This is a genomic window from Caballeronia sp. S22, assembly GCF_964261745.1.
Taxonomy (GTDB): Bacteria; Pseudomonadota; Gammaproteobacteria; order Burkholderiales; family Burkholderiaceae; genus Caballeronia; species Caballeronia jiangsuensis.
In genome coordinates this window covers 454,526-477,358 of record NZ_OZ180036.1, presented here as the reverse complement: position 1 = coordinate 477,358, position 22,833 = coordinate 454,526, and the positions used below count along the sequence as shown (strand labels likewise).

Genomic DNA, 22,833 nt, shown 5'->3' with positions numbered 1-22,833 from the left:
GGAACGGTCGTCATATTGTTCATGATCTGGCGGGAAATGAGGCGCGACGGAATGCGCCTGTCTCCTGCATGAACGTTCACGACGCCGATTTATTCCCGCAATTTCGTATCGCGCGCGCTTACCAGACGAAGGGCACGAGCCGATAGCGCACGCGTTGCGCATATTGGGCATAGCCTTCGAGATGCGCGACGAGTTCGCGCTCTTCCATCACCGTGCGCCAGACGATCCCCGCGAGCAGCAGCACGGAGAACACGAGGCCCCACCACGAGCCGAGCACGAGCGCGCTCGCCGGAATCATGATGCAGGCGGCCGCATAAAGCGGATGACGCACGATTGCATACGGCCCGCTCGATATGACGCGATGCCCGCGCTCCTTTTGAATCTTCACGACGGGCGCGAGAAACGTGTTCGCGAGAAACACGCGCGCGACGAGCCAGAACGACATGGCGACGAGCGCCGCGCCGACCGATGCGAGCCAGAGCGGCATGACGGACCAGCGAAAGCGCACGGCGTCGAGGCCCATCAGCACGAGCCATGCGCACCACAGCACGCCCATCGCGACGAGAAAGAGCTTGTCCCATAGCGGCTGATCGGGCTGCATCGGCGAGCGCATGCGTTCGGCGAGCAATGCCGGATCGCGCTGCGCGATGAGCACGGTGACGACGCCGCCACCGGCGAACATCAGGAACATCCACGCCCAGCCCGCGCCCCATTCGAGCGTACCCGCCGCGCCGAACAGCAGCGCGACGAACACCGCTGCTTCGACGATGACTGCAATCGCAACTTTCGATGCGAGCGGCATGGCGTGATGGCGCGTTGGCGTTCCGTGCGCCTCAGCCGTTCAGTTCCTCGTGCAGCGCGACATATTCCTGCGCGAGCTTGTGACGAGGTTCGAGGTAGATCATCGGGCGAGCGTGCTGATGGCTCTCGCGAATTTTCACGGAGAGCGACAGATGCGAATTGAGCACGGGCAGATCTTCCTTGCGCAGTTCGTCGACGAGTTGCTGCGGCAGGCTCGCGCGCGGCTGAAACTGATTGATGACGATCCCTTCGACGCTCAGGTCCGGATTGTGATCGTGGCGGATTTCCTGCACGTTATCGAGCACGGAATAGAGCGCGCGACGCGAGAAGTCGTCGCAATCGAACGGGATCAGGCAGCGCTCGACCGCGATGAGCGCCGAGCGCGTGAAGAAGTTCAGCGCGGGGGGCGTGTCGATATATACGGCGTCGTATTGCTGCATACCCTTTAGCGCGTCGCGCAGCTTGTAGATCTTGTATCGCGATTCGAGCTTGCTTTGCAGCGCTTCGAGAGTCGGATGCGACGGTACGATGTCGAGATTCTCGAAAGGCGTCGAATGAATGAAAGATTCGAACGCCGGTTCGCGAAAGCTATAACTCAATGCGGATTCGAAGAAGCTCGCGAGATTCGGCTGGGCGTCGCGGGATTCGGCGCCGAGCAGGTACTGGCTCGCGTTGCCTTGCGGATCGAGGTCGATCACCAGGGTGCGCAGGCCGCGCGAGGCGCTGATCGCGGCGAGATTGCAGACGATGGTGGACTTGCCTACGCCACCCTTTTGATTGAAGACCACACGGCGCATCGGGTTATTCATCCTCGGTTTATGAACGCTCGGTTTTTTTAAGGCGTTCTGGGTGGGTCGCGATTCGGCTCCCGAGGTGTGATCTTAGCGCATTGGTTTTTGTTTTTTTGCCGGATCCCGGATTCGTGTCGGCCTATTTGTGTTGCCCCTGTGCGGGGCGGCAGTCACTTTCTTTGCTGCTGCAAAGAAAGTAACCAAAGAAAGCAGCTCGCTTAGGCCCGCGGTCACACGCACGTTGGCCACGCTTGCCAGCCGCCCGTGGCACTCGCCTAAGTGTCGCCCTCGAGGGACTTACCGGGCTTGGATCGCGCACGGTCTGTCGCCCGAGACGTTTAAGCGCGCTGGTTCAGCACGAAATAGCTTCGGCACAGCGCTTCGCGCTCCCGCTGGGTATGCGAGGGAAACCATCGAAGAAGAAGCGCACGCAAACCCGATTGACCCATCGGCCGCGTAGCGGGCCGGAGCCATTTGGTGCTGAACCAATAACGCACGCGATGCGACGCGACAGACCGTGCGCGAGCCAAGCCCGATTGGGCCTTCGAGGGCGACACTTAGGCGAGTGCCACCGGCGGCTGGCAAGCATGGCCAACGTGCGTGTGACCGCGGGCGGTGAGAAGCTGCTTTCTTTGGTTACTTTCTTTGCAGCAGCAAAGAAAGTGACTGCCGCCCCGCACAGGGGCAACGCTAATAGACCAACAACAAACCGGGATCCGGCAAAAAACAAAACCATCAAGGAAAAGCCGGAATCGTAGGATCGGCCCCCTCGACATCGGCCTCCGGATGATGACTCTTCACCAGCGCTTCGATCTCCTCGACCCGATCCTTCGGCACATCGACCATCATCAGCAACTCGCCTTCTTCGATCGCGTGCTCGAAGCGCCGCAATCGCGTATTCGGAATACCCACTCCGATCATCGTCGCGGCCCACGCGCCGAACCCCATGCTCGCGAGCGTCATGCAGACAACCGCGCCGCCGGCTATCGTCAAACCCGCGGGTGGAAACGCCATCGCCACGAGCCCCGCGAGCACGCCCGTCACGCCGCCGGCAGCCGTTCCCCGCGCCAGTGCGGGCAAGAGATCGCTGCGTTGAACGAGTGTCGCCTGCGGCAAATCCTCCAGCGGTTCATGAGGCCGCGCGAGCACATGCATATGCCGCCATTCGATTCGCTTCAGCAGCAGTTCGTCGATGATCCCCTTTGCGCTCGCCACGTTCGGGAGCAGAAAATAGATGCGCCTCATGTCGCACCTCCATATCGGATCGTTATAAATCCAATATAGACCACACGCACGGGAACGCTTCGCGGCACGCCTGAAGGCTTACGTTTTTCAAACGGTCGAGCGAATGCGCGCGCCGCTCTCATCGAAGAAATAGATGCGCTCGCGATTCACGCGCACCCCTGCGCCCCCGCCGATCTCGCCCGCAAAAGTATTCGGCACCTTCACGACCACCTGCTGCTCACCGACGTTCATCGTGACGAGCGAATGATCGCCGATCAGTTCGACCGAATAGATGCGCCCCTGCAATTCGCCATCACCTTGCGCCACGAGCGAACATTCCTCAGGACGCACGCCGAGCACGGCCCGGCCCTCGTGACGAGCCGAGGTGTCGAGCGAGATGCCGGGCGCATCGAAGCGTCCTTGCGCGAGCGTGCCGCGCAGAAAATTCATCGGCGGCGAACCGATGAAGCCCGCGACGAACAGATTCGCCGGGTCCGAATAGATGCGCGCGGGCGTATCGAGTTGCTGCAGCGCGCCCTTGTCGAGGACGGCCACGCGATGCGCGAGCGTCATCGCTTCGATCTGGTCGTGCGTCACATAAATCGTCGTGATGCCGAGTTCGTGCTGCATGTGCTTCAACTCGGCGCGCATGTGGCCGCGCAGCTTGGCATCGAGATTGGAAAGCGGCTCGTCCATCAGGAACGCCGCAGGCCGGCGCACGATCGCGCGCGCGAGCGCCACACGCTGACGCTGTCCACCGGACAACTGTCGCGGAAAGCGCGACAGCAACGGCTCCAGTTGCACGCTCGCGGCCACTTCGCGCACGGCGGCTTCGATCTCGGCCTTCGGGCGCTTTCGCACGATGAGCGGATACGCGATGTTCTCGAACACGGTCTTGTGCGGATAGAGCGCATACGACTGGAACACCATCGCCACATCGCGATCGCGCGGCAACTGATGCGTGACATCGGTATCGCCGACGAACACCGCGCCTTCCGTCGCCGATTCGAGTCCCGCGACGATGCGCAGCGCCGTCGTCTTGCCGCAACCCGATTCGCCGAGCAGCACGAGAAATTCGCCCGCCTGCACGTCGAGCGACAAATCGCTCAGCACGCGCGTATCGCCGAACGTCTTGCCGACGTTTCTCAACGACACGCTCTTCGACTGGCGCGCCGCCGCGATCTTCGTCAGGCGGGCGTCGTCGACCTTCACCGCCTCGCTATCCATGACCGTCATCCTTTCACGGCTCCCACGAGAATGCCCCGCACGATGAAGCGCTGCAGCGTGAGCGTCAGCAGCATCACCGGCAGGATCATGATGAGTATCAGCACCGACATGTTCCACCATTGCGGTCCGCGCGTCGCGTTCTGCGCGGCGACGAGCAAGGGCATCGTCTGCGCGTTCGCTGTCGTCAGAAAGAGCGCGAAAAGGTACTCGTTCCACGAGAGGATCAGCACGAGCAGACCCGTTGCGACGAGACCCGGCGCGACGAGCGGCAGCACGATGCCGAAGAGTATCGAGAAGCGCGTCGCGCCGTCTATCTGCGCGCTCTCTTCGATCTCGCGCGGGACGCCATCGAAGAAATCGAACATCAGCCACACGACGATCGGCAGGTTCGCCGTCGCATAGGTGATGATGAGCGCGAGATGCGTGTCGAGCAAACCGACGTCCCTGAAGGTGAGATAGATCGGGATCACCGTGACGACGGGCGGCAATATGCGCTGCGATACGACCCAGAAAAGAATGTCGTCGTTGCTCAGATGCCTGCGCGCGCGCCGCACGATCGGGCGCAACAGCAAGAGGAACAGCGCGAGCGCGACGGCGAGCGCGATGCGCAGATCGACATGTCCCCACGCGACCGCCGCGATCAGCAGCGCGATCAGCACGATGCCGAAACCCACCGCCGCAACCGGCGGCCGATACTCGATGCGCGCGAGTGCATACGCGGCCATCGAGCCGAGAAAGACCGAAGCCGCCGTGCCGCATGTCGCGACGATCAGCGAGTTCATATAAGGCCGATACGTGTCCGGCCCGAGATCGACGAAGATGTAATGCCACGCGTCGAGATGCGGCTCGAAGTCGACGAAGGGAATGTAGAGCGGTCCCGTCGATACATCCACCGGCAGCTTGAACGACGTTATCGCCATCCAGTAAAGCGGAAACAGCACGACGAGCGACCAGAACCCGAGCAACAGATACGCGATCGCCTTGCCGCCGATGGGCAGCTCATCCAGACGCGCGGGCACGAACCAGCGGTTGAACGCGTTCATCACTGATCTCCCCGCGCGCGCCGCACGACGAACTGGAAGAACGACACGCATGCGATCGTCGAGACGAAGAACAGCATGTACGCCACCGCCGAAGCGCCGCCGAGATTCAGCGCGCGCCATTCGATGAACGCGTGCAGCGTCATCGATTCGGTCGCGATGCCGGGGCCGCCATTCGTCAGCACGTTCGGCAAGTCGACGATCTTGAACGCCTCGATCAGCCGGATCAGTACCGCGCTCGCCGCAACCGGCGCGATGGACGGCCACGTGACATCGCGGAACACGCGCCACGCCGATGCGCCATCGAGTTGCGCCGCTTCGATCTGCTCGCGCGAGGTGCCTTCGAGCGCGGCGAGCATCACGAGGAACATGAAGGGCACCCATTGCCATGTATCGCCGATCACGACGACGAGCCGCGCAAGCCACGGGTCCGCCGCCCACGAAATCTGGCCGAGGCCGAACCACGACCATACCGGCGCGAGCGGCCCGATGGACGTATCGGCCATCATGCGGAACATATAAGCGATGCCGACGGGCGTCACCATCAGCGGCAGGAAGAAGAGGAGCCGGAAGAAGCGCCCGCCCCTGAGCGGCAGCGTGCACAGATAGGCAAGCCCGAGGCCGACGAGAAATTGCAGCGCGACGCCGAGCACGACATAGAAGATCGTCACCATCAGGCTGCCGAGCGCGCCGCCGCCGCCGAGCGTGTTCGCCGCGAGCCACACGAGCGCGAGAAACGCGGCCGCGCTGATCGATCGGCCGAGCGTGCCCATGATCGAGCGCCCGTCGCTCCTTAGATAGCGATAGAACCAGTAGATCACCGCGAGCACGGCGACCACGATAGTCGCAATGCTGACGATTCCCGGCGCGCGAAACACGCCGGTGAAGTGATATTGCTGGCTGCCGGAAAAGAGCCGCACGTAGTTGCGCAGGCCCGTGAAGGTCAGTTGATAGCCGCCCTCCCCGAGTTCGAAACGCGTGAGCGAAAGATAGGCCGACGCCACGAGCGGAAAGATCGAGAACGCGAGAATCAGCAGCACCGTAGGCAACACGAATACGAAGGGCGCCTGCCGGTCGAGCCAGTTGGCGACGCGCGCGCGCGAGCCTCGCTCGTTCGCGACCACGGACGATGCGTGGGACGGCGTATTCATCGAATCTCCATTGCGACGCGGGCGCGTCGGGAATGAACGCGCCCGCCTTCTTCGTCACTTCGCGCCGATCGACGCCTTGTATGCGCGCAACTGCGTGTCCTTGCCGAGATCGTCGGTGATTTCGCCCCAGCCGCTATCGATGGCTTTCATCGTGGCATCCGCATCGATTTCGCCAGCAACGAAGCGCGCGACCGCCGTATCGAGCACGACCTGTTCATAGCGCTGGTTCTGCGGAATGCGCAGGTCGATGATCATGTTCGGGCTTTGCAGGCTCTGCTGGATCGCGCCGAGATACGACTTGGCGGCCGCGTCGCTCATGCCCGCCTTCTTCCACGCCGACATGTCCGTGAATTGCGAACGCCGATACGGATTGAAGCCCGATGCGCCGATCGTCACATCGACGTTCGATTGCGCCGGCTGGCTCATGAACGAGAGAAACGCATAAGCGGCGTCCTTCACCTTCGGCTTCGCCTTCGCATTGATGCCGCCCGACCAGCCGCCGAAGGCCGCGAACGGTGCGTGATTCACGCCGTCGATCGCATAAGGACACCGGGTCTTGTCGCACGGCACGAGCTTGCCCGTGTCGCGATCGACCACCTTGCGCGAGCCGGGCAGAATCACCGCCCCCACTTTGTCGATCACCTTCGACTGCTTCGGATCGATCGCCAGCACGCCGACATCGCCCCAGTCGAGCGTCAATGCGCAATGGCCGGAGATGAACGCGCTGCGCGTGTCGCCGACATCGAGATTGATTTCGTTGGGCGGTCCGTACGTGGTCGATTCCTTGTAGACGCGCAACGCTTCCTTGAAGCCGTCGTTGTTCACGAGCGCCTTGAAGTTGCGCGGATCGAAAAACGCGCCTTGCGCCGTGCCCTTCGATTGCAGGTAACCGCCCGCGATCGAGATGATCGCCCAATACGCCTGCGCGTTACGCTTCTTGGAAATGCACGAACCCGCGACCGGCTTGCCGTCGCCGCCGAACGCCTTGCCGTTCGCGGCCTTTGCGATATCGAGGTAATCGTCCCAGGTTTTCGGCGGCTGCTTGCCGAGTTGCTGAAGGATATCCGTGCGGTAGTAGACCATCTGGAAGTCGCCATCGAGCGCGACGAGATAGGTCTTGCCGTTGTACTTCTGCGAGAAATCGACGAAGAACGGCATCACGTCGTCTTCCTTCAACGCCGTGTCTTTGGCGACACGCTGCGTCAGGTCTTCGAGGAAGGCGCCCTTCGTGTAATCGACCATCCATTGCGGCGCGAAAACCGCCGCATCGACGGAGTTCGTGCCCGACGCCCAGTCCGTCAACAGCTTCTGATAAAGGTCAGAGAACGGCACCGTCAGCACATTCACCTTCGCGCCCGTGAGCTTCTCGAACTCGGGCGCGCGGCGTTGCAGCGGCTCGGCGATCTGCGGACCGACGAAAGTCATCACGTTGACGGTCACGCCCTTGAAGTCCTCGGCCGCGATCGCCGGCGAAGCGGCGAGACATGCGGCCGCGAGCGCGGTCACGGCGCCCATTTGCTTGAACAGGTTCATTGTGTCTCCTCCATTGCGGTTGACCACATGTATCACTCGTCTTTCTTGTCTCCTACTCCCTGAACAGGTCCGGTCTTTCAGCGGAAAAGCGCCGCAGCTCCGCGACGACTTCATCCAGGTGATCGTGCATCGCGCGCGCGGCGGCATCGCCATCGCGTTCGCGGATCGCATCGGCGATACGTCTGTGCTCGGCGAGCGTATGCGCGTGACGCTCGGGACTCGCCATCAGACGGCGCGCGCGATCGAGCGCATTGCGCGATGCAGCGACGATTTCCTTCACGCGTGGCAAGTTGATTGCATCGAGAAGCAATTCATGGAACGCGAGATCGAGCAGATGAAACTCGCGGTGCAGACCTTGCTGCACTGCGTCGGTTTCGCGTTCGAGGTTCGCATCGAGCGCATCGAGCGTGGCTGCATCGCACGCAACGGCAAGCGTGCGCACGGTCTCCACTTCGAGCGCGCTGCGGATGAACAGATGCTGACGTATATCGTGCATGACGATGGGCATGACGCGTGTGCCGCGCTGCGGCAAGACTTCGACGAGCCCCACGGTTGCGAGCTTGGCCAGCGCGGACGAGACCGGAAAGCGCGATACGCCCATGCGCTCGCACACCGCGAGCTTGTCGATCATCATGCCGGGCTCCATCGCCAGATTGACGATGGCCGCGCGCAGCGCCTCCTCGACGGCGTCGGTGAGGCTGCCGCGCTCCGAACCGTGCAAGCGGGGCAATGCGCGGTAAGGGTCGGCGGCAAGACTGTTTTCATTCGTCGATGAGCTCACGCCGCCCTTGATTTCGCACTAACATGCTAGCAGGCTAGGAGGTGCAACACGGGTTGTCAATGTCCATTGCGCCCGTGCGTTGCAGCATATTCGTGCCTTTATAAAGGCCTCCGTTCGAACCCTGAGCATCGCCGTCACGCCACCATCTGAGGAGATGAATATGACCAGCATCACGAAGCTCTCCGTGCGCGATATCCGCTTTCCCACTTCGCGTTCGCTCGACGGCTCGGACGCGATGAACGCCGCGCCCGACTATTCCGCCGCCTACGTGATCCTCGAAACCGATGCGCCCGGACTCGCGGGTCATGGCCTCACGTTCACGATCGGACGCGGCACCGAAGTCGTCGTCGCGGCGGTCGAGGCGCTGGCGCCGCTCGTCGTCGGCAGGAGCATCGAAGATATCGCCGCGGACATGGGCGGCTTCTGGCGCGCGTTCACATCCGATAGTCAATTGCGCTGGATCGGCCCGGAGAAAGGCGTGATCCATCTCGCGACGGCTGCCGTCGTCAATGCCGTGTGGGATCTCTGGGCGAAGAGCGAGAAGAAGCCCGTGTGGAAACTGCTCGTCGATATGAGTCCGGAGCAGCTCGTGCGCTGTCTCGACTTCCGCTATGTGACCGATGCGATCACGCCATCGGAAGCGCTGGCCTTATTGAAGCGCATTCATGGAACACGCGGCGAACGGGAAAAGGAAATGCTCGCTCAGGGCTTTCCCGCGTACACGACATCCGCGGGCTGGCTAGGTTACGACGACGACAAGATTCGCCGGCTCGCGCGTGAGGGCGTAGCAGCCGGCTGGACGCATTTCAAGCAGAAGGTCGGCGGCAATCTCGACGAAGATATGCGGCGCGCGCGCATTTTGCGCGAGGAAATCGGCCCCGGGCGCAAGCTGATGATGGACGCGAACCAGGTCTGGGAAGTCGATGAAGCGATCGCGAACATGCGCCGTCTCGCGGAGTTCGATCCGTGGTGGATCGAAGAGCCCACGAACCCTGATGACGTGCTCGGCCACGCCGCGATCCGCAGGCGCCTTGCACCGATGATCGGCGTCGCGACCGGCGAGCATTGCCAGAACCGTGTGATCTTCAAGCAGTTGCTGCAAGCGGAAGCGATCGATTTCTGTCAGATCGATAGCTGCCGGCTCGGCGGTCTCAACGAAGTGCTCGTCGTGCTGCTGATGGCCGCGAAGTTCGGCGTGCCGGTGTGTCCGCATGCGGGCGGTGTCGGCTTGTGCGAGTATGTGCAGCATATTTCGCTGTTCGATTACATCTGCGTGTCGGGCTCGCTCGATCGTCGCGTGCTCGAATACGTCGATCATCTGCACGAGCATTTTCTCGATCCCGTCGTCATCGAAAACGGGCGCTATATGCCGCCGCAGGCGCCCGGCTACAGCATCGAGATGCACGCGGCATCGCTCGATCGATACGAGTTCGGCAAAGGAGAAGCATGGCGCGAATGAACGCCCCTTCGTGGCAGGACGTCGTCACGCAAACGGAACGCGCGCTCGCGTGCGGCGCGCTGCGTTCCTTCGACACGGTGCAAAGCGTGATCGAAGATGGCGGCGTACCGTTTCTCGTGCGGCAAGCGGCGAACCTCGCGCGCAAGGAGGAAGCGTCGAAGCTCGCGGCGAAGGCCACGGCGGACGCCGCGAGCGCATGGCGCGATCCGTTTTCTCCCTGCGAGGAAGCGCTGCGCGTGGGCGATATCGGCGAGCGGCACTTTCTTTTGCTCAACAAGTTCAACGTGCTCGCGCATCATCTGCTGATCGTGACGACGGATTTCGAGCCGCAGGAATCGCTCATCGGCGAGGATGACTTCGCGGCGCTCTTCGCTTGCCTCGAACGCTTCGATGGGCTCGGCTTCTATAACGGCGGCACAGTCGCCGGATCGAGCCAGCCGCACAAGCATCTGCAGATCGTGCCGCTGCCGCTCGATGGTCACGCCTTGCCCATCGAACCGTTCATCGACGCCGCGCGCACGAGCGGCATTTTTCGCGCACCGCAACTCGCGTTCGCGCACGCGGCCACATGGCTCGACAACGATGATCCCGCGAACGCCCACGCAATCTATCTGCAACTGCTGGACGCGATCGGCGTGCAGCCGCTCGACGTCGCGGGCGTCGCGCATCAGAGCAGGCCTTACAACCTGCTCGTCACGCGCCGCTGGATGCTCGCGGTGCCGCGCGGGGTCTCGCACGTCGAAGGCGTCGCGGTGAATGCGCTCGGCTTCGCCGGCTCGCTCTTCGTGCGCGACGCCGCACAGCGCGACGTCGTCGAATCGCTCGGGCCGATGAAGCTGCTCGCAAACGCAACCATCTCTTGAAATCGGCGGCGGCGACCCGCATGTCGGCTTCCAGACATCTGGAGTTCTAGGAACATGGGAAGCCGGCCTCAATTCATCGACGATCTTGCGCGCGGGGCGCAGGACGCCGCGCCCTCCGCCCCGCTCGGCAATATCGACGATTCAGCCCTGCTCGACGCCTATTCGCGCACGGTCATCGGCGCACTCGAGCGCGTGCAGCAAGCCGTAGTGTTCATCGCAGTCGAGCGCCAGGTCGCCGATCCGCGCGGCACGCGCCGCAATGTCGGCGGCACGGGCTCGGGATTCATCTTCACGCCGGACGGCTATCTGCTGACCAATAGCCATGTCGTGCACGGCGCGACGCATATCGTGGTCACGCTCGCGGACGGCGCGCGCTTCGATGCCGACCTCGTCGGCGACGATCCCGCGAGCGATCTCGCGGTGCTGCGCATCGGCTCGGCGGAGCCGCTGCCGCATGTCGAGCTCGGCGATTCGGGCAGCCTGCGCGTCGGGCAGATCGCGATCGCGGTGGGCAATCCGCTCGGGCTCGCGCAGACCGTGACGACAGGCGTTGTGTCCGCGCTCGGCCGCTCGCTGCGATCGACCTCGGGGCGCATGATCTACGACGTCATCCAGACCGACGCCGCGCTCAATCCTGGCAATTCGGGCGGGCCGCTCATCAATTCGGCGGGGCAAGTGATCGGCGTGAACACCGCGATCATTTCCGGCGCGCAGGCCATTTCCTTCGCCACCGCGATCGACACGGCCAAGTGGGTCATCATGCAGATCTTCGCGTATGGGCGCGTGCGGCGTGCGTATATCGGCGTGGCGGGTACGACTACGCCGATCTCGCGGCGCGTGCAGCGCTTCTTCGAACTCGCATTTGCGAGCGGCGTCCATGTGATGGAGATCGTGAAAGGCAGTCCGGCCGCGCTCGGCGGTTTGCGCACGGGCGATCGTATCGTCGCGGTGGATGGCATCGCCGTCGATAGTGTCGATGGCTTGCAGCGCACGCTGGATGCATCGCGTATCGACAAGCCCGTGAAGATCGCGGTGCTGCGCGGCACGCAGAAGCTCGATATCGACGTGACGCCCGTCGAGCAAACGGGTTGACGCTGCGGCGGCGCATGTCGATCGTCCGATCGTCACACGCGCCGCCACGCACGTCGCTTCGCTTCATTTTCTGCTGCCGGTCTCCCGCGCCGGTTCTCCCGCGTGCCCCGTATCTCGTTCGTGCGCATCGGCGAAAACTTCCGCCAGGCGCTCGCGCAACGCGGCCGCATCGCGCCGCAGCGGCTCGTTCGTCGATGCGACGATCAACGCATCGATGCGCCGCTGCCAGTACTCCGGCCGCATGACCGCATACCGTTTCGGTTCGCCGCGCTCCGTCGCCGCGACGCGCTCCAGTTCCGCGATCATCCGCCCGATGTGCGCGAGCTCCTCGTGCGCTTGTTGATCGGCGCTCACAGGCTTCTCCTCCCTCGTCCCGCGTCTCGGTTCCCGCGCGGGTTCACACATGCTAAACGGCACAGTCGAACGGTTTATTCCAGCGGTGAAAGCAAACGAGACCTAAGCACATACCCGGGTCCGCGCTTTGCGCTATCTGTCATGTCTTGACGGCTATGTGCGCTAACAGCCGGTCGCGCGTGCGCGGCTCCGGCTTAATGTGAAAGCAGCAGGCAGCGTTCGCGCGCACGGGCCGCCCCGTCGAACGATCCTGCCCTGTCGGGGAAGGTCCTAAAAAGGATTGCCATGACCACGCACAAGAAAAACCAGACGGCTCCGCGCCGCGAAGCATTCCGTTGCACCGGCGCGCAACTCGACGCCTTATTGCGCTTCGCCGAGGAACGCAAGCTCGACGATCAACCGCTGCATATCGTCGTCGCTGAATACTGGCGCTATCAGGCGCACGCGAAGGCGGCCTGATCGTTCGCACTTCTCGCGGGTTTCGACGCATCGCCCATGCGGGCCGAGGGCGTCATTGTCCCGATAGCACGCGCTGCTTGAGCACCCAGATCGCGGTGGGCACCGCGTAATAACCGCTGACGTTGCCGGTGACGAGTTTGCCCGTCACCTGGATGCGCGCGTTTTCCGTGGGTGTTGCATCGATGATCTGCACCGCCGACACGTTCGACTGCTGCCGCGCGTTCTGGCCCGTGCTCGCGCTCAGCACGCAGATCGGGCCCGACAGCGAAAGCACCCACGCGGGCTTCGCGGACGCATCCCCTTCATGCGCGGCCTGGCGCGTCGCCGTGCCTTCGAGCGTGACGACATCGCCGTCGTTGTAGCAAGGCGCCGCCGCTGCGGAGCCTGCCATCAGTACAAGTACCCAAGCACAGGCTTTCGCAATCATTCGAACCTCGCGAAGAGCGCGTTGCGTGACGCGCGGATCCGGGAAAGAAGCTCAGCTACTTTAGGTGATAGCCGTTGGGGTCGCAACCTGCGGGAAACGGCTCATTGACACTCATCTTTCAAAACCATCATGCGGGAACGCCCGTTGCTGGAGATCATCTGACGAATCGAACAGCGCGGAAGCGAATCGAAGACCGCGCAGGATGACATCAGTTGCTTGGTTCGAGGAAACGATGCGGGCCGAGAGAGGGGGCGACGATGAATCAGGTCATAGTTGGGGTGTTCGGATGCTATCGCGACGGACATGACGCGCTTCGCGCATTGCAGCTCGCAGGCCTGCGACGCGACGATGCGCATCTTTACCGGGCAGGACGCGGCGAAATCGACATCGATGCGCTGCTGCCACCCACGCACGACGAAGACGATGCCGAGTACGTTGCGCACGGCGAGCATCAGGGCGTGATCGGCGCGCGCAACCGCTACGTGCCGCATGAGCCGCTACAGCAACCGCAGACGCCGTCAGTCAGCGACGACGCCGCGCCGCAACGCACCTTGCTCGTCATCCGTATCTCCGACGACATCAAACCAGGCGCCATCGGCGAAGTGCTGCACGAGCATGGCGCGATCGCCGTAAAGGACGCGAGCGGGCACTGGCGTTTCTCGCCGTTCAGGAATCCGGCAGGCGTTTGAGCGTGCGCATTTCAATGCATGCCGGGATGCGGCTTGCGGACAACCGGTCCGATCTCCGGTTCGGCACGCTCGTCCTCTTCGGATGTCCCGACGGACGACGTTTCGTTGGCGAGGTCGCGCACTTCCTGAGCTGCCGCCGCAGCACGCAGGTTTCGGCAATGCGCCGAATGACGGAATGTCGCGAGCATGCGTACGACTTCGCGAGTTCTCGTTCTCATTGTTGCCTCCGTTGAAGCAGTTCAGAAACTACTTTAAGTGTAGGCGTCGGAGCGAGGTTGGCAAGGCTTTCGTGTGAAACAAACAAGTCCGGTTCCGATGCTTTCCCGACGAATGTCGCGCTACTGATACGACATCGTGAAGGTTGCCTTGCCGTGAACGCTTCCCGGGATGAGCGTGCCTGACGTGCGAACGTAGCGCGCCGTGAGCGGAATCTGCATGGCGCCGCCGCTTGCCGTGCCCGCCGTCCACTGATTCGTGTTGCCCGCAACCGCCGAATCTGCGCCGAACGCCACGGGAGTCGTTCCATTCAGGATTTGCAGGCCTATTCCGGCAGCCGATGATTCGGGAGCCAGGCTCAAGGTGGTAGACCGGTTCTGTGGACTGACGACGTCCGACAGCGTCACGGCAACCTTGACGCCCGCAGCGCAGTTCAGACCGAGCGACACGGTCGTATCGCCCGAAGTGGCGCCGGGCGCGACCAGATCCTTGCTCAACCCCTTCGGAAGCGCAAAGTCGAGGCTCGGCGTGGTCACGCTACATGTGTTGCTCGTCATCGCCACGCTGCCAGTGAGGTACTGTGTCGCCGTCACGGTCGTCATGCAACTGCCCGTGAACGTCACTGTCGCGGAAGGCCACGTTGCAACGGCGCCACTGCCGACCGGCCCCGTTACCACCAGATCGGCCCGCATGTAGTGCGCCGTACTTCCGTTCGGCTGTGTCAGCGTCTGCGACACCGGCACCGATACCCATGAGCCGCCCCATCCGCTCGTGATGTAAAAGTGCACGCCGATGCCCGGGACGCTCGTCTGATAGACATTCGTGCTTCCCGGAACGAGCGTGCCGCTCACCGTCACATTCTTCTGCACATCGCAGGTGAAGCCGGTGGCGGCAAGGCCCCCGTTGCCCGCTGCCGTATTCAGAATGCTGCCGACGGGTGCATCGCGCGACGCTGACAGGGTGGCGGGAAAGCTCAGGACAGGCATGGAACCGGCGGTCGGAAATGTCAAGGTGCCTGCCACTGCCTGGAGACACGACGCAGCGAGCGCGAGGATCGCGCATGTTTTCGCTGCTTCGCCTTTCGAAATGATCCTGCACATCGCGCCCGAAGCGTTGGGCGTGCGGTCCTTGCGAAGCGTGTTCATCCATTCGCCTAAGCTCATCTCGATCACCATCGGTCTTGAGAACCCGCGTCGCCGGCTGACGCAGCAATGAATGCATGCGAAGCCACGCAATGCGACTCCACCGACACATACCCCGCAGTCAACTTATTGCTTTTCGTGGGCAACGCATACGCGATGCTGCATTGCTCTCTCGCCCCGTTGCCCCACTTGACGACGAGCGTGCCCTTCTCCTCGACGCCACGCGCGAAAATGCGGCTGTCCTGCGCAACGACGCCCACCACATGACCCGCGCCATCGGACACTTCCGCGCCGAACGGCAGCGCATCGCCGCCGAGGCGCGGTGCGCGGATCAGCGCGGCGCGTCCCGTTACCGTCTTGTACTTGAGCATGACGATCGAACCGGAACGCGGCGCCACCTGTTCGGACGTCGACTGAAGTTCCGTATCGAGCGAACTGCCCTTCGGATCGATGTCCACGTTATTCATGCTGTAGGGCGTGAGATAAGGCACGACCGCGTAACCGTGCGAATCGATCTTCACGCCGGTCGCGCTCGACACGCTGGCGCCCTCCGCGCCCTTCGCCTCGACGATGCCGAAAGTATCGCCAACCGTCTGCGAGAACGTCACGCCGCCCGGATGCGCGACGATCGATCCGCTCACGCCCGCCGACACCTGCGATGAGCCCGGCCCGCCGCTTGCCGACGCGCTGACCTGCGCACGCGGCGCGCGCCACGCGCCGCTCACGCCCGCGTTCGAATCGATGGCGGTGCCCGGCTGCTGCCCCAGCGAACCATACGCGTTGTACGAGTACTGATTGCGTTCCCCCGCCGATCCACCGATGTTCGCCTGCATGTTCGTCGCGCCGCCGCCCGTGTTCAGACTCGTCGTGAGTTGCGGCGCATGACGTGAATGACCAAGCGGAATGGTCGTGCTCACCATCAACCGATTCGACATGGCGCCGTCCGAGTTCTGCGTGCGGTCCGCAGTCACACTATAGGTGCCGTATTTGAAACGGTTCGAATAACCCGCCTGAAAAAACGTGTCGTTTCCCGGACGGTTCCAGTAGCTTTGCGACGAGACCGTCGCAAACACCGATCCTTGATTGCCGAGCCGCTGATCGATGGTCAGTTGCACGCGGCCGCGATTGCGATCGGCCGGATTGCCGCCGTCTCGCGCGGCGTCGCGCACGCGGGCGGCATCGGCGAAGGAAAGATAGCTGCTGTCGGAATAACGATATGCGCCGAGCGTGAGGTTGGTGCCGGTCGGATCGACGAATTTGGCATAGCCGATATGCAGGCTCTTGCCCTGCATCGCGTGTTTGCCCGGAACCTGCGTGCGCGCGACCGTGATATCGCTCGCAAATGCACCGTACTTCGTATTGAGCGCGGCGCCGGCATTCACGGCGGCATAGCCCTCCGATGCGATCGCGCCGCCATAGAGCGTGACCAGATTCGTCAGGCCGCGCTGCAGCGTGAATTGCGCGAAGCCGGGCTTCGTGCCGAGCGAATCGTCGCGGAGTTGTCCCGCCGTGACCGCGAAGCGCGTCGTGCCCGGACGCAGCGATTGCGCAACCGATGCATACGGCACCGTGAAGCGCTTTGCGCGTCCGTCGGCTTCCATGACGGTGACATCGAGATTGCCGCCCGAACCCGTTGCATAGAGATCGCGGATTTCGAACGGGCCGGGCGTCACGCCCGTTTCGTAGATGATCTGCCCGTTCTGACGCACAGTCACGAGCGCGTTCGAATCCGCCGTGCCACGCACGACGGGCGCGAAACCGCGCAACGACTCCGGCAGCATGCGATCGTCCGTGGCGATCTGCGCACCGCGAAACGCCACGGAGTCGAACACGTCGCCGGTCGTCTGCACGTCGCCGATCACGGCTTGCGCGCGCAAGCGGGTTAGGTCGTGCTGGACGTAGGTCGCGATGTTGTCGAACTGCGTTGCCTGCCCAGTCGATGTAGTCAGCGACGACTGATGACGCAGGTTCCATCCACCGACGTTCACGCCCGCGTTGAGCCCCAGATAATTCTGCGTCGATTGCTCGCCGCCCGCCCGCGTCCGATAGGTGTTCGCGTTGTAACTCAGGAAGCCCGCATTCACGCCGCGATCCCACAACTCCGGCGACACGTATCCGCGCGCCGATGCGCGCATGTAACGCTGCGGAATGGAAAGCGCCAGTTTCTGCTCGCTGAAATCGAAGTCGATTGAGGCTTCCGGCACGAGCGCGCGCAAGTCGATGCAGGCGTCGGCCGGCGTCTCATCCTTTTGCCCGCGCTCGGCCGCGAGTCGGGCGAGATCGAGGCCCGCGCTTTCGAGCATCTTGCGCGTGAGACACGGCATCGCGTTGCCGCCTTCGTCCACCGCCACGAAACGCACTTCGTCACGCGCGACGCGATTGTCGTTGACGACGATATCGACCGCGTAGACTCCCGGTGACACGACGTTGCCGCGTGAAAATCGCTTTGCATCGAAATCGCCTTTCGAATCCACGCGCAGGAACGTGGTGTCGAACTCGACCACGCCGGGCGCTTCGCTGGCGAGCGCCCGCTCCGTGCTCGCAAAGGCTGCCGTTGCGAAGGTCATCAGGACCAGCGCCGCCGTGCGGCTCAATTCGAGGGTAGAAAGCGATTGATGACGATGGGACTTCATATCTCAGCGGTTTCGGTTTCTCGGATATCGAAGGATCGATGTCCAACAAACCGATGCTATTTTTTATCGAGATAGAAGTACCTAGGACGAGTTCGAATTTTGAGATAGGTGAACGGTCTGTTTCAAAAAACCGTCGGCACGATTGAACTCGCGCGCTCGATTATTTCGAGACGAGAAACGCAATATGCGTGAAGACGCGGCGGATCGCTTGGGCGGCGCTACTGTCCGATGGTGGCGTCGCCCTCGATGGGACCGCCGTAATCGCTGATCGCGATGAAACGAATCTTTCCGCTGGTGACGCCGCTCATCTGCGGCACAGGGATGATTTGCGTGGAACGTGGCGCGACCATGCCGCCCATTTCGTTCTTGTAGGTGCGTCCATTGGATGAAACGGAAATTTCGCTGAACGAAACGTGATACGCACTCGGATTCGACACGGAGAGCGCCAGGCCCGCGCCCTGAGGCGCCGGCACGACGCGCCATTCGAGTGTTTTCGGTGCTTCGTCCGGGCTGCCCACGAGGCGCGGCGGCCGCACGAAGACCTTGATCCGCGTGCGATAGGCCATTTGCAGCGTATTGGTATTGGCATCGCCCTTGGCGTCGACCTTGGGCGGAACGTCGAGCACGTTGAGCCAGAACACCGACTCGCGATCTTGCGGCAAGGCGCCGCCGCCATACATCAGGCGCAAAGTCTGCGATTTGCTCGGGTCCATGCGGAAAATCGGCGGCGTGATGACGAAGGGCGTCTTGATATCGCCGGGCTTCGCGTCCGCGTTGCCATCGTCCATCCATACCTGCACGAGCGCCGGCGTGCGGCTATCGTTGTTCAGCTTCACGCTGACTTCCCGCTGATCGAGCGGATAGATCACGCGCGTGCCGCTTATCGTGACGCTGGCATGCGCGGCGACGGCGAACAGAACCGTGAGTATTGTCGATATCGCAATCAACCACTTCGCTATTTTCATTACCGCTACCTGAATGTCCCGTCGTGCGCAGACGCCGAGCCGGACCATGCCTCATCGGGACGGTCCGGCGCGCTCATTACTGATATTGCAACGTGTATTGCACCGTGGTGTTGACGCTGCCCGCGGTTGCTTTGCCCGTTGCGTAATACTGGGCGAAATAGTTCAGCATGGCGGCGCCGCCCGAGATGGCTGCGCCGTTCGTGGCCAGGTCGTTGTTCTGGTTGGTGAGGATATTGATAGGCTGCATTTTGGCGTTTAGCAAGCGAACCTGCACGTTGCCCGCCGGCGATGCCGACGCCTGGTTCACCAGATTGCCGCTGGTCTGATCGACCGTCGGACCGTTTTCGAAACGCGCGACGGCTTTCGTCGCCGCGCCGCCGCAACCGGTCAGCGCGAGCTTGATGTCGCCGAGACTCGACGTGCCGGCCGTCGTGCCCGCGGCCGGCAGCGAGCCCGAGTCCACGTTCGGCAGCGTCGCCGTGACGTTGGCCGGCGCCCCGGTCGCGACACCGTTGATCGAGCACGTCGTGTCCGAAAGCGCGCCGTTGATGGTGATGGTGCCGTCGGCGGCGTGCGCGTTCATCGACATCAAAGCGACGACGCTCATGGAAACGAAGGCGGCAGCCAGGGTAATGCGCTTTTGCATGTAATGCTCCAGAAAACTCGTGATGAATGACTTCGGACTGATTCGGCGCGTATGGCTGAGCTTGCATGCCATGTCGCATCGGAGAACGCGTTGCGCTTTCATCCAGCGTGATGCCTGGTGGCTGGCTGTCGCGGCGATCTGCGTTGAAATGAATAGTAAAAAAGTGAGCCTAAGAAAGCTCTAATCCAAATCTCAAATTGAGATGGGCGTTCTTTAGGAGGCGAATGCCGAAGTGGACGGATCGAAGCGCTTTTCCTGTATTAGTCCGATGATTGACCGCCCTCGCCCGCGCCGAATCCCAATTTGTCCGAACCGTCTAGTACATTTCCTGTATCGTGACCTGAGCACAACAAGGCGGAAAAGAACTTTACTGTCGCCTTGCCAGCGCCCGGCGATGCCGGGAGAATCGAAGCAACGGTCTGAGAGCCGTTCCTTCATATATGCCGTCAGCAGAAACGCCGGGCAACGGTTCGCTGCGCGTGGCGGCGAATCACGAGAACTCGATGGCAACCGCAGAGGGCAAGACGCGATACCGCATTGATACCGATAACACCGGCGCCGGAATCGCCATCATGATTCTGACGACCGCGACCTTCGCGGCAAGCGATTCCACCGTCAAGCTGATCGGCACCGCGGTCCCTCTACTGGCGCTACTCTGGGTACGCTATCTCTTTCAGATGATCGTGATGGGCGTCTGGCAGGTGCGGCGCCGCGCATTCGGTCTCTTTCGTTCGGGCAGCGTCAAGCTGCAGATCGTGCGGGCGGTGCTGCTGCTCAGTAATTCCGCATGCACGTTCGCGGGCTTGCGGCATCTGCCGCTGCCGGTTTCGACTTCCCTCGCGATGCTCGCGCCGCTCATTTCCACGCTGCTCGCCGCGCTCGTGCTCAAGGACGAAGTGCCGCGCAGCAAATGGGCGATGGTCGTACTCGGCTTCATCGGCATGTTGCTCGTCGTGCGGCCGGGCGGCAGCCAGTTCAGCTGGACCGTGATCTTTCCGATCGGCGCGGCGACGACATTCGCGTGCTTTCAGGTGGTGTCGAGCCATCTCACGCGCGTCGACGATGCAATCACGACCAACTTCCTCACGGCGCTCGTCGCCACAATCCTGCTGTGCGTGCTCGTCTGGATGGATCAGGCGGAAACCTTGCCCGCGGTCGCGCAGGTGCGGATCGGGAGCTGGCTGCTCGTCGTCTTCATGGCGACGATGGCGACGCTCGGGCACGGACTCATGCTTCAGGCGCTCAAGCGCGCCCCGCTTTCCGTGCTGACGCCGTTTGCCTATGGCCAACTCGCGTTCGCGGCGCTCTTCAGCTGGCTGCTGTTCGGACAGGTGCCGGACCTCTGGATGGCAATCGGCATGTGCGTGATCGCCGCGAGCGGCATCGGCACCGTGCTCCTGCACGGACGCAAGACGGCACCGGCCGTATCGACGGAAGTCTGACGCTCAGGGGAAACGCGAGAGCCGAAGCGGACGCAGTCAGTTGGCAGTGTGCGCTTGCTGCGCCTGGCCCGTGCAGAGCCAGTGCGGATCGATGTCGAGCGCCCGCGCGATTCGGCTGAATGCCGCGAACGGCGGGACCGTGATGCCCCGACGCCAGAATTGCACGTCGTGCTCGCTCACATCGAGCCAGCCGGCGGCTTTGGCGGAACTGACGTTTGCCTTCTGCAAGGCGCGGTCGAGTCGTGCGGCCATGGCGCGCCGCAAGGTGTTGTCTTCGTGACTACGTTCAAGGTGGCCAAGGGTTTGGGAATGTCGCCCCATTTTCTTCAATTCTCTCGATTTATATCTTTATGCCGTTCAGCGCCGGCTCATTCGCGCGAGGTGAATCCTACGGATTCACGATGACGAGGCAGTGACAGAAATACCGGTAAAGACCGTGTTCGCCGAATGCCCCGATGCGCGTGTTGCAGTGCGAGATTCTTCCAATTACCACACCAATGCGTCAAGTGGGGAAACAACGCATTCGGTAAGTTTGGGCTTAGGTGTTTACGCGGGTGCGGCCTTCCCCACTTAGCGGACAGAGCTAAACCGCCGCGTATCTTCACCGTCCGACTGGTCGGATTTTTCCGCGTACTGGAATACTGTCGAAAAGCAAATGGTCGTTCGGATTATGTGATGTGTGATCAGACCGCTTGCTTTTAATGAGCCTGCTCATTTACTTATCGCGAGCCGCGATTTTTGAATAATGGGCGACATGGTTTAAAGTCAAGCGGGGAAAACGTAATTGACACTCCACATCGTTCCCTTAGAATAGACCAATCGCTGCACTGCACAAATTCATCGCGTATTCAATTGGCAACTTCCATATGGAGTCGAGCATGAGCAGTTTTACGCCGGAAAATGTAATCGCGTCACAGAAGGCGGGCGTCGACACGACTTTTGGTCTCGCCACACAGGTTGTCGGGGGTTTCGAAAAGCTGGTCGATCTGAACGTGCGCACGGCCAGGACGGCGCTCGACGAACATCAGGCGCTGCTCGCCAAGACGTTCTCCGTGCGCGATCCGCAGGAATTCTTCGCGCTCCAGAACCAGCATCTGCAAAACAGCGCGCAACGCGTGCAGGCGTACTGGACGAGCATCAACGAGATCACGACGGGTGTGCGCGGCGGGTACATCGAAGCGGCGCAGGATCAGATCGAAAAGTCGCAGCGTAACGCGCAGGCATTCTTGGAAAGCCTCGTGAGCAACGCGCCTGTCGGCAGCGAAGCCGTCGTGACGGCGTGGAAAACCGCGATCGACGCCGCGACCCAATCGGCGAATTCGGCATACGAAGCCGCCAAAAAAGCTGCGAAGCAAGTGGTCGAAACTGCGCAGAACGACGCCACCGTCGCGACCCAGACGGCCGTGCGCGCCGTATCGTCGAAAACGGCAAGCGCGAAGAAGTAATTTCGCGGGATATCGGTAAGCAAGGCGGACGCGTTCCGCCTTTTTCTTTTTGAGCGTCAGCCGCCCAGACTCTTCAGCACGAGTTCATGCGATCGGCCAATCCAGACGGCTGAATCGCGATGGTCGACGAGCGCGTCGCCGGTATTCGGATGCATGAAGACATCGAGCGCGTCGTGATTGAGCGTGAGCCAGGCGAGCATCGGTGCGAGCAGGTCGCCGCCGAATCCCAATTGAAACGACCACATCGGATGCGGTCCGACCGGACGTTCATGAAAGCGTCCCAGGCGCAATGCGCCGCTTTGCAACTCCATTGCAAAACGTTGCTCGATCACGAGCCGAAGCTGCCATGCGGCGTCGCGGCTCACGGCATCGAAATAGATGTGCGCATGCCAGTCGGCGATCGTGCGGGTGTCCGTGGCGTTCATCGTTTCATCCGTGCGCGGCAATATTGAG

25 protein-coding genes are annotated in these 22,833 nt (G+C 62.3%); 8 read left to right on the top strand and 17 right to left on the bottom strand.

Features of this window, described 5'->3' with window-relative positions:
* Positions 1–118 precede the first annotated feature (118 nt).
* Positions 119–802 carry an isoprenylcysteine carboxylmethyltransferase family protein gene (locus ACEN42_RS17285; protein WP_371881954.1) on the bottom strand — a complete coding sequence of 228 codons (684 nt, stop codon included), beginning with the start codon at positions 800–802 and terminating at the stop codon, positions 119–121.
* A gap of 31 nt (positions 803–833) precedes the next feature.
* A complete protein-coding gene (locus tag ACEN42_RS17280) occupies positions 834–1,598 on the bottom strand; it encodes a ParA family protein (RefSeq protein ID WP_187608054.1) in 765 nt (254 codons plus the stop codon).
* Between the two features lie 581 nt (positions 1,599–2,179).
* Between ACEN42_RS17280 and ACEN42_RS17275 the strand changes: the two genes are divergently transcribed.
* Positions 2,180–2,350, top strand: coding sequence for a hypothetical protein (locus tag ACEN42_RS17275; protein WP_371881953.1), 171 nt, complete (start codon positions 2,180–2,182; stop codon positions 2,348–2,350).
* Here the strand turns inward: ACEN42_RS17275 and ACEN42_RS17270 are convergent.
* The 6 genes from ACEN42_RS17270 to ACEN42_RS17245 all read right to left on the bottom strand — a co-directional run bounded on the left by ACEN42_RS17270 (position 2,328) and on the right by ACEN42_RS17245 (position 8,548).
* Positions 2,328–2,837, bottom strand: coding sequence for a hypothetical protein (locus ACEN42_RS17270; protein WP_035506030.1), 510 nt, complete (start codon positions 2,835–2,837; stop codon positions 2,328–2,330). The genes ACEN42_RS17275 and ACEN42_RS17270 overlap by 23 nt on opposite strands.
* Positions 2,838–2,924: 87 nt before the next feature.
* On the bottom strand, positions 2,925–4,052 hold the full coding sequence (locus ACEN42_RS17265; RefSeq protein ID WP_374191191.1) for an ABC transporter ATP-binding protein: 1,128 nt from the start codon (positions 4,050–4,052) through the stop codon (positions 2,925–2,927).
* Positions 4,049–5,086: a carbohydrate ABC transporter permease gene (locus tag ACEN42_RS17260; RefSeq protein ID WP_371881951.1), complete on the bottom strand. Its 1,038-nt coding sequence runs from the start codon at positions 5,084–5,086 to the stop codon at positions 4,049–4,051. Before ACEN42_RS17260 ends, ACEN42_RS17265 begins: the two co-directional genes overlap by 4 nt.
* Positions 5,086–6,234: a carbohydrate ABC transporter permease gene (locus ACEN42_RS17255; protein WP_371881950.1), complete on the bottom strand. Its 1,149-nt coding sequence runs from the start codon at positions 6,232–6,234 to the stop codon at positions 5,086–5,088. The genes ACEN42_RS17260 and ACEN42_RS17255 overlap by 1 nt, the downstream gene beginning before the upstream one ends.
* Positions 6,235–6,288: 54 nt before the next feature.
* Positions 6,289–7,767: an extracellular solute-binding protein gene (locus tag ACEN42_RS17250; RefSeq protein ID WP_238213359.1), complete on the bottom strand. Its 1,479-nt coding sequence runs from the start codon at positions 7,765–7,767 to the stop codon at positions 6,289–6,291.
* A 52-nt stretch (positions 7,768–7,819) separates the two neighbouring features.
* Positions 7,820–8,548: a GntR family transcriptional regulator gene (locus ACEN42_RS17245; protein WP_371881949.1), complete on the bottom strand. Its 729-nt coding sequence runs from the start codon at positions 8,546–8,548 to the stop codon at positions 7,820–7,822.
* Between the two features lie 160 nt (positions 8,549–8,708).
* Between ACEN42_RS17245 and ACEN42_RS17240 the strand changes: the two genes are divergently transcribed.
* From ACEN42_RS17240 to ACEN42_RS17230, 3 genes are read left to right on the top strand one after another with little or no spacing between them, the layout of a single operon-like run.
* Positions 8,709–10,007 (top strand): L-fuconate dehydratase, encoded by a 1,299-nt coding sequence (locus tag ACEN42_RS17240; protein ID WP_371881948.1) that lies wholly within the window; start codon positions 8,709–8,711, stop codon positions 10,005–10,007.
* Entirely contained in the window at positions 9,995–10,870 is an 876-nt protein-coding gene (locus ACEN42_RS17235; protein WP_371881947.1) for a phosphorylase, read from the top strand. Before ACEN42_RS17240 ends, ACEN42_RS17235 begins: the two co-directional genes overlap by 13 nt.
* Positions 10,871–10,924: 54 nt before the next feature.
* Positions 10,925–11,962, top strand: coding sequence for a S1C family serine protease (locus tag ACEN42_RS17230; RefSeq protein WP_371881946.1), 1,038 nt, complete (start codon positions 10,925–10,927; stop codon positions 11,960–11,962).
* 63 nt (positions 11,963–12,025) lie between these two features.
* Here ACEN42_RS17230 and ACEN42_RS17225 read toward each other — a convergent pair whose 3' ends face one another.
* Positions 12,026–12,316: a hypothetical protein gene (locus tag ACEN42_RS17225; RefSeq protein ID WP_035506045.1), complete on the bottom strand. Its 291-nt coding sequence runs from the start codon at positions 12,314–12,316 to the stop codon at positions 12,026–12,028.
* 285 nt (positions 12,317–12,601) lie between these two features.
* Here ACEN42_RS17225 and ACEN42_RS17220 point away from each other — a divergent pair, with 285 nt between their 5' ends.
* Complete coding sequence (locus ACEN42_RS17220) at positions 12,602–12,775, top strand: hypothetical protein (RefSeq protein WP_187607923.1); 174 nt, start codon at positions 12,602–12,604, stop codon at positions 12,773–12,775.
* A gap of 52 nt (positions 12,776–12,827) precedes the next feature.
* On the opposite strand, the gene ACEN42_RS17215 is transcribed toward ACEN42_RS17220, so the two are convergent.
* A complete protein-coding gene (locus tag ACEN42_RS17215; RefSeq protein ID WP_238213349.1) occupies positions 12,828–13,166 on the bottom strand; it encodes a hypothetical protein in 339 nt (112 codons plus the stop codon).
* Between the two features lie 293 nt (positions 13,167–13,459).
* On the opposite strand from ACEN42_RS17215, the gene ACEN42_RS17210 reads away from it, so the two are divergent.
* Positions 13,460–13,891 (top strand): hypothetical protein, encoded by a 432-nt coding sequence (locus tag ACEN42_RS17210; protein WP_371881945.1) that lies wholly within the window; start codon positions 13,460–13,462, stop codon positions 13,889–13,891.
* Between the two features lie 11 nt (positions 13,892–13,902).
* Here ACEN42_RS17210 and ACEN42_RS17205 read toward each other — a convergent pair whose 3' ends face one another.
* The 5 genes from ACEN42_RS17205 to ACEN42_RS17185 all read right to left on the bottom strand — a co-directional run bounded on the left by ACEN42_RS17205 (position 13,903) and on the right by ACEN42_RS17185 (position 19,493).
* The gene (locus ACEN42_RS17205; RefSeq protein WP_187607926.1) at positions 13,903–14,109 is read right to left on the bottom strand and encodes a hypothetical protein; all 207 of its coding nucleotides are present in this window, start codon (positions 14,107–14,109) and stop codon (positions 13,903–13,905) included.
* A 120-nt stretch (positions 14,110–14,229) separates the two neighbouring features.
* Positions 14,230–15,252, bottom strand: a complete 1,023-nt coding sequence (locus ACEN42_RS17200) for a fimbrial protein (protein ID WP_371881944.1) — start codon at positions 15,250–15,252, stop codon at positions 14,230–14,232.
* A gap of 23 nt (positions 15,253–15,275) precedes the next feature.
* Positions 15,276–17,882, bottom strand: coding sequence for a fimbria/pilus outer membrane usher protein (locus ACEN42_RS17195; RefSeq protein ID WP_371881943.1), 2,607 nt, complete (start codon positions 17,880–17,882; stop codon positions 15,276–15,278).
* A gap of 218 nt (positions 17,883–18,100) precedes the next feature.
* Positions 18,101–18,847 carry a fimbria/pilus periplasmic chaperone gene (locus ACEN42_RS17190; protein WP_371881942.1) on the bottom strand — a complete coding sequence of 249 codons (747 nt, stop codon included), beginning with the start codon at positions 18,845–18,847 and terminating at the stop codon, positions 18,101–18,103.
* A 76-nt stretch (positions 18,848–18,923) separates the two neighbouring features.
* Positions 18,924–19,493, bottom strand: coding sequence for a fimbrial protein (locus ACEN42_RS17185; RefSeq protein ID WP_187607930.1), 570 nt, complete (start codon positions 19,491–19,493; stop codon positions 18,924–18,926).
* A 503-nt stretch (positions 19,494–19,996) separates the two neighbouring features.
* Between ACEN42_RS17185 and ACEN42_RS17180 the strand changes: the two genes are divergently transcribed.
* Positions 19,997–20,935 (top strand): DMT family transporter, encoded by a 939-nt coding sequence (locus ACEN42_RS17180; protein WP_187607931.1) that lies wholly within the window; start codon positions 19,997–19,999, stop codon positions 20,933–20,935.
* A 36-nt stretch (positions 20,936–20,971) separates the two neighbouring features.
* On the opposite strand, the gene ACEN42_RS17175 is transcribed toward ACEN42_RS17180, so the two are convergent.
* Positions 20,972–21,187, bottom strand: a complete 216-nt coding sequence (locus tag ACEN42_RS17175; RefSeq protein WP_371881941.1) for an XRE family transcriptional regulator — start codon at positions 21,185–21,187, stop codon at positions 20,972–20,974.
* A gap of 626 nt (positions 21,188–21,813) precedes the next feature.
* Between ACEN42_RS17175 and ACEN42_RS17170 the strand changes: the two genes are divergently transcribed.
* A complete protein-coding gene (locus ACEN42_RS17170) occupies positions 21,814–22,380 on the top strand; it encodes a phasin family protein (protein WP_371881940.1) in 567 nt (188 codons plus the stop codon).
* 56 nt (positions 22,381–22,436) lie between these two features.
* On the opposite strand, the gene ACEN42_RS17165 is transcribed toward ACEN42_RS17170, so the two are convergent.
* A complete protein-coding gene (locus tag ACEN42_RS17165) occupies positions 22,437–22,805 on the bottom strand; it encodes a DOPA 4,5-dioxygenase family protein (RefSeq protein WP_371881939.1) in 369 nt (122 codons plus the stop codon).
* Between the last annotated feature and the right edge of the window lie 28 nt (positions 22,806–22,833).

Excerpts from the sequence above, each read along its gene's own strand:
- ACEN42_RS17190 (WP_371881942.1), bottom strand. The coding sequence starts at position 18,847 with ATGAAAATAGCGAAGTGGTTGATTGCGATATCGACAATACTCACGGTT.
- ACEN42_RS17280 (WP_187608054.1), bottom strand. The coding sequence starts at position 1,598 with ATGCGCCGTGTGGTCTTCAATCAAAAGGGTGGCGTAGGCAAGTCCACC.
- ACEN42_RS17265 (WP_374191191.1), bottom strand. The coding sequence starts at position 4,052 with ATGACGGTCATGGATAGCGAGGCGGTGAAGGTCGACGACGCCCGCCTG.
- ACEN42_RS17195 (WP_371881943.1), bottom strand. The coding sequence starts at position 17,882 with ATGAAGTCCCATCGTCATCAATCGCTTTCTACCCTCGAATTGAGCCGC.
- ACEN42_RS17255 (WP_371881950.1), bottom strand. The coding sequence starts at position 6,234 with ATGAATACGCCGTCCCACGCATCGTCCGTGGTCGCGAACGAGCGAGGC.
- ACEN42_RS17210 (WP_371881945.1), top strand. The coding sequence starts at position 13,460 with ATGAATCAGGTCATAGTTGGGGTGTTCGGATGCTATCGCGACGGACAT.
- ACEN42_RS17175 (WP_371881941.1), bottom strand. The coding sequence starts at position 21,187 with ATGGCCGCACGACTCGACCGCGCCTTGCAGAAGGCAAACGTCAGTTCC.
- ACEN42_RS17170 (WP_371881940.1), top strand. The coding sequence starts at position 21,814 with ATGAGCAGTTTTACGCCGGAAAATGTAATCGCGTCACAGAAGGCGGGC.
- ACEN42_RS17260 (WP_371881951.1), bottom strand. The coding sequence starts at position 5,086 with ATGAACGCGTTCAACCGCTGGTTCGTGCCCGCGCGTCTGGATGAGCTG.
- ACEN42_RS17215 (WP_238213349.1), bottom strand. The coding sequence starts at position 13,166 with ATGGCAGGCTCCGCAGCGGCGGCGCCTTGCTACAACGACGGCGATGTC.
- ACEN42_RS17200 (WP_371881944.1), bottom strand. The coding sequence starts at position 15,252 with ATGAACACGCTTCGCAAGGACCGCACGCCCAACGCTTCGGGCGCGATG.
- ACEN42_RS17180 (WP_187607931.1), top strand. The coding sequence starts at position 19,997 with ATGGCAACCGCAGAGGGCAAGACGCGATACCGCATTGATACCGATAAC.
- ACEN42_RS17185 (WP_187607930.1), bottom strand. The coding sequence starts at position 19,493 with ATGCAAAAGCGCATTACCCTGGCTGCCGCCTTCGTTTCCATGAGCGTC.
- ACEN42_RS17235 (WP_371881947.1), top strand. The coding sequence starts at position 9,995 with ATGGCGCGAATGAACGCCCCTTCGTGGCAGGACGTCGTCACGCAAACG.
- ACEN42_RS17240 (WP_371881948.1), top strand. The coding sequence starts at position 8,709 with ATGACCAGCATCACGAAGCTCTCCGTGCGCGATATCCGCTTTCCCACT.
- ACEN42_RS17205 (WP_187607926.1), bottom strand. The coding sequence starts at position 14,109 with ATGAGAACGAGAACTCGCGAAGTCGTACGCATGCTCGCGACATTCCGT.
- ACEN42_RS17285 (WP_371881954.1), bottom strand. The coding sequence starts at position 802 with ATGCCGCTCGCATCGAAAGTTGCGATTGCAGTCATCGTCGAAGCAGCG.
- ACEN42_RS17220 (WP_187607923.1), top strand. The coding sequence starts at position 12,602 with ATGACCACGCACAAGAAAAACCAGACGGCTCCGCGCCGCGAAGCATTC.
- ACEN42_RS17230 (WP_371881946.1), top strand. The coding sequence starts at position 10,925 with ATGGGAAGCCGGCCTCAATTCATCGACGATCTTGCGCGCGGGGCGCAG.
- ACEN42_RS17275 (WP_371881953.1), top strand. The coding sequence starts at position 2,180 with ATGGCCAACGTGCGTGTGACCGCGGGCGGTGAGAAGCTGCTTTCTTTG.
- ACEN42_RS17165 (WP_371881939.1), bottom strand. The coding sequence starts at position 22,805 with ATGAACGCCACGGACACCCGCACGATCGCCGACTGGCATGCGCACATC.
- ACEN42_RS17270 (WP_035506030.1), bottom strand. The coding sequence starts at position 2,837 with ATGAGGCGCATCTATTTTCTGCTCCCGAACGTGGCGAGCGCAAAGGGG.
- ACEN42_RS17250 (WP_238213359.1), bottom strand. The coding sequence starts at position 7,767 with ATGAACCTGTTCAAGCAAATGGGCGCCGTGACCGCGCTCGCGGCCGCA.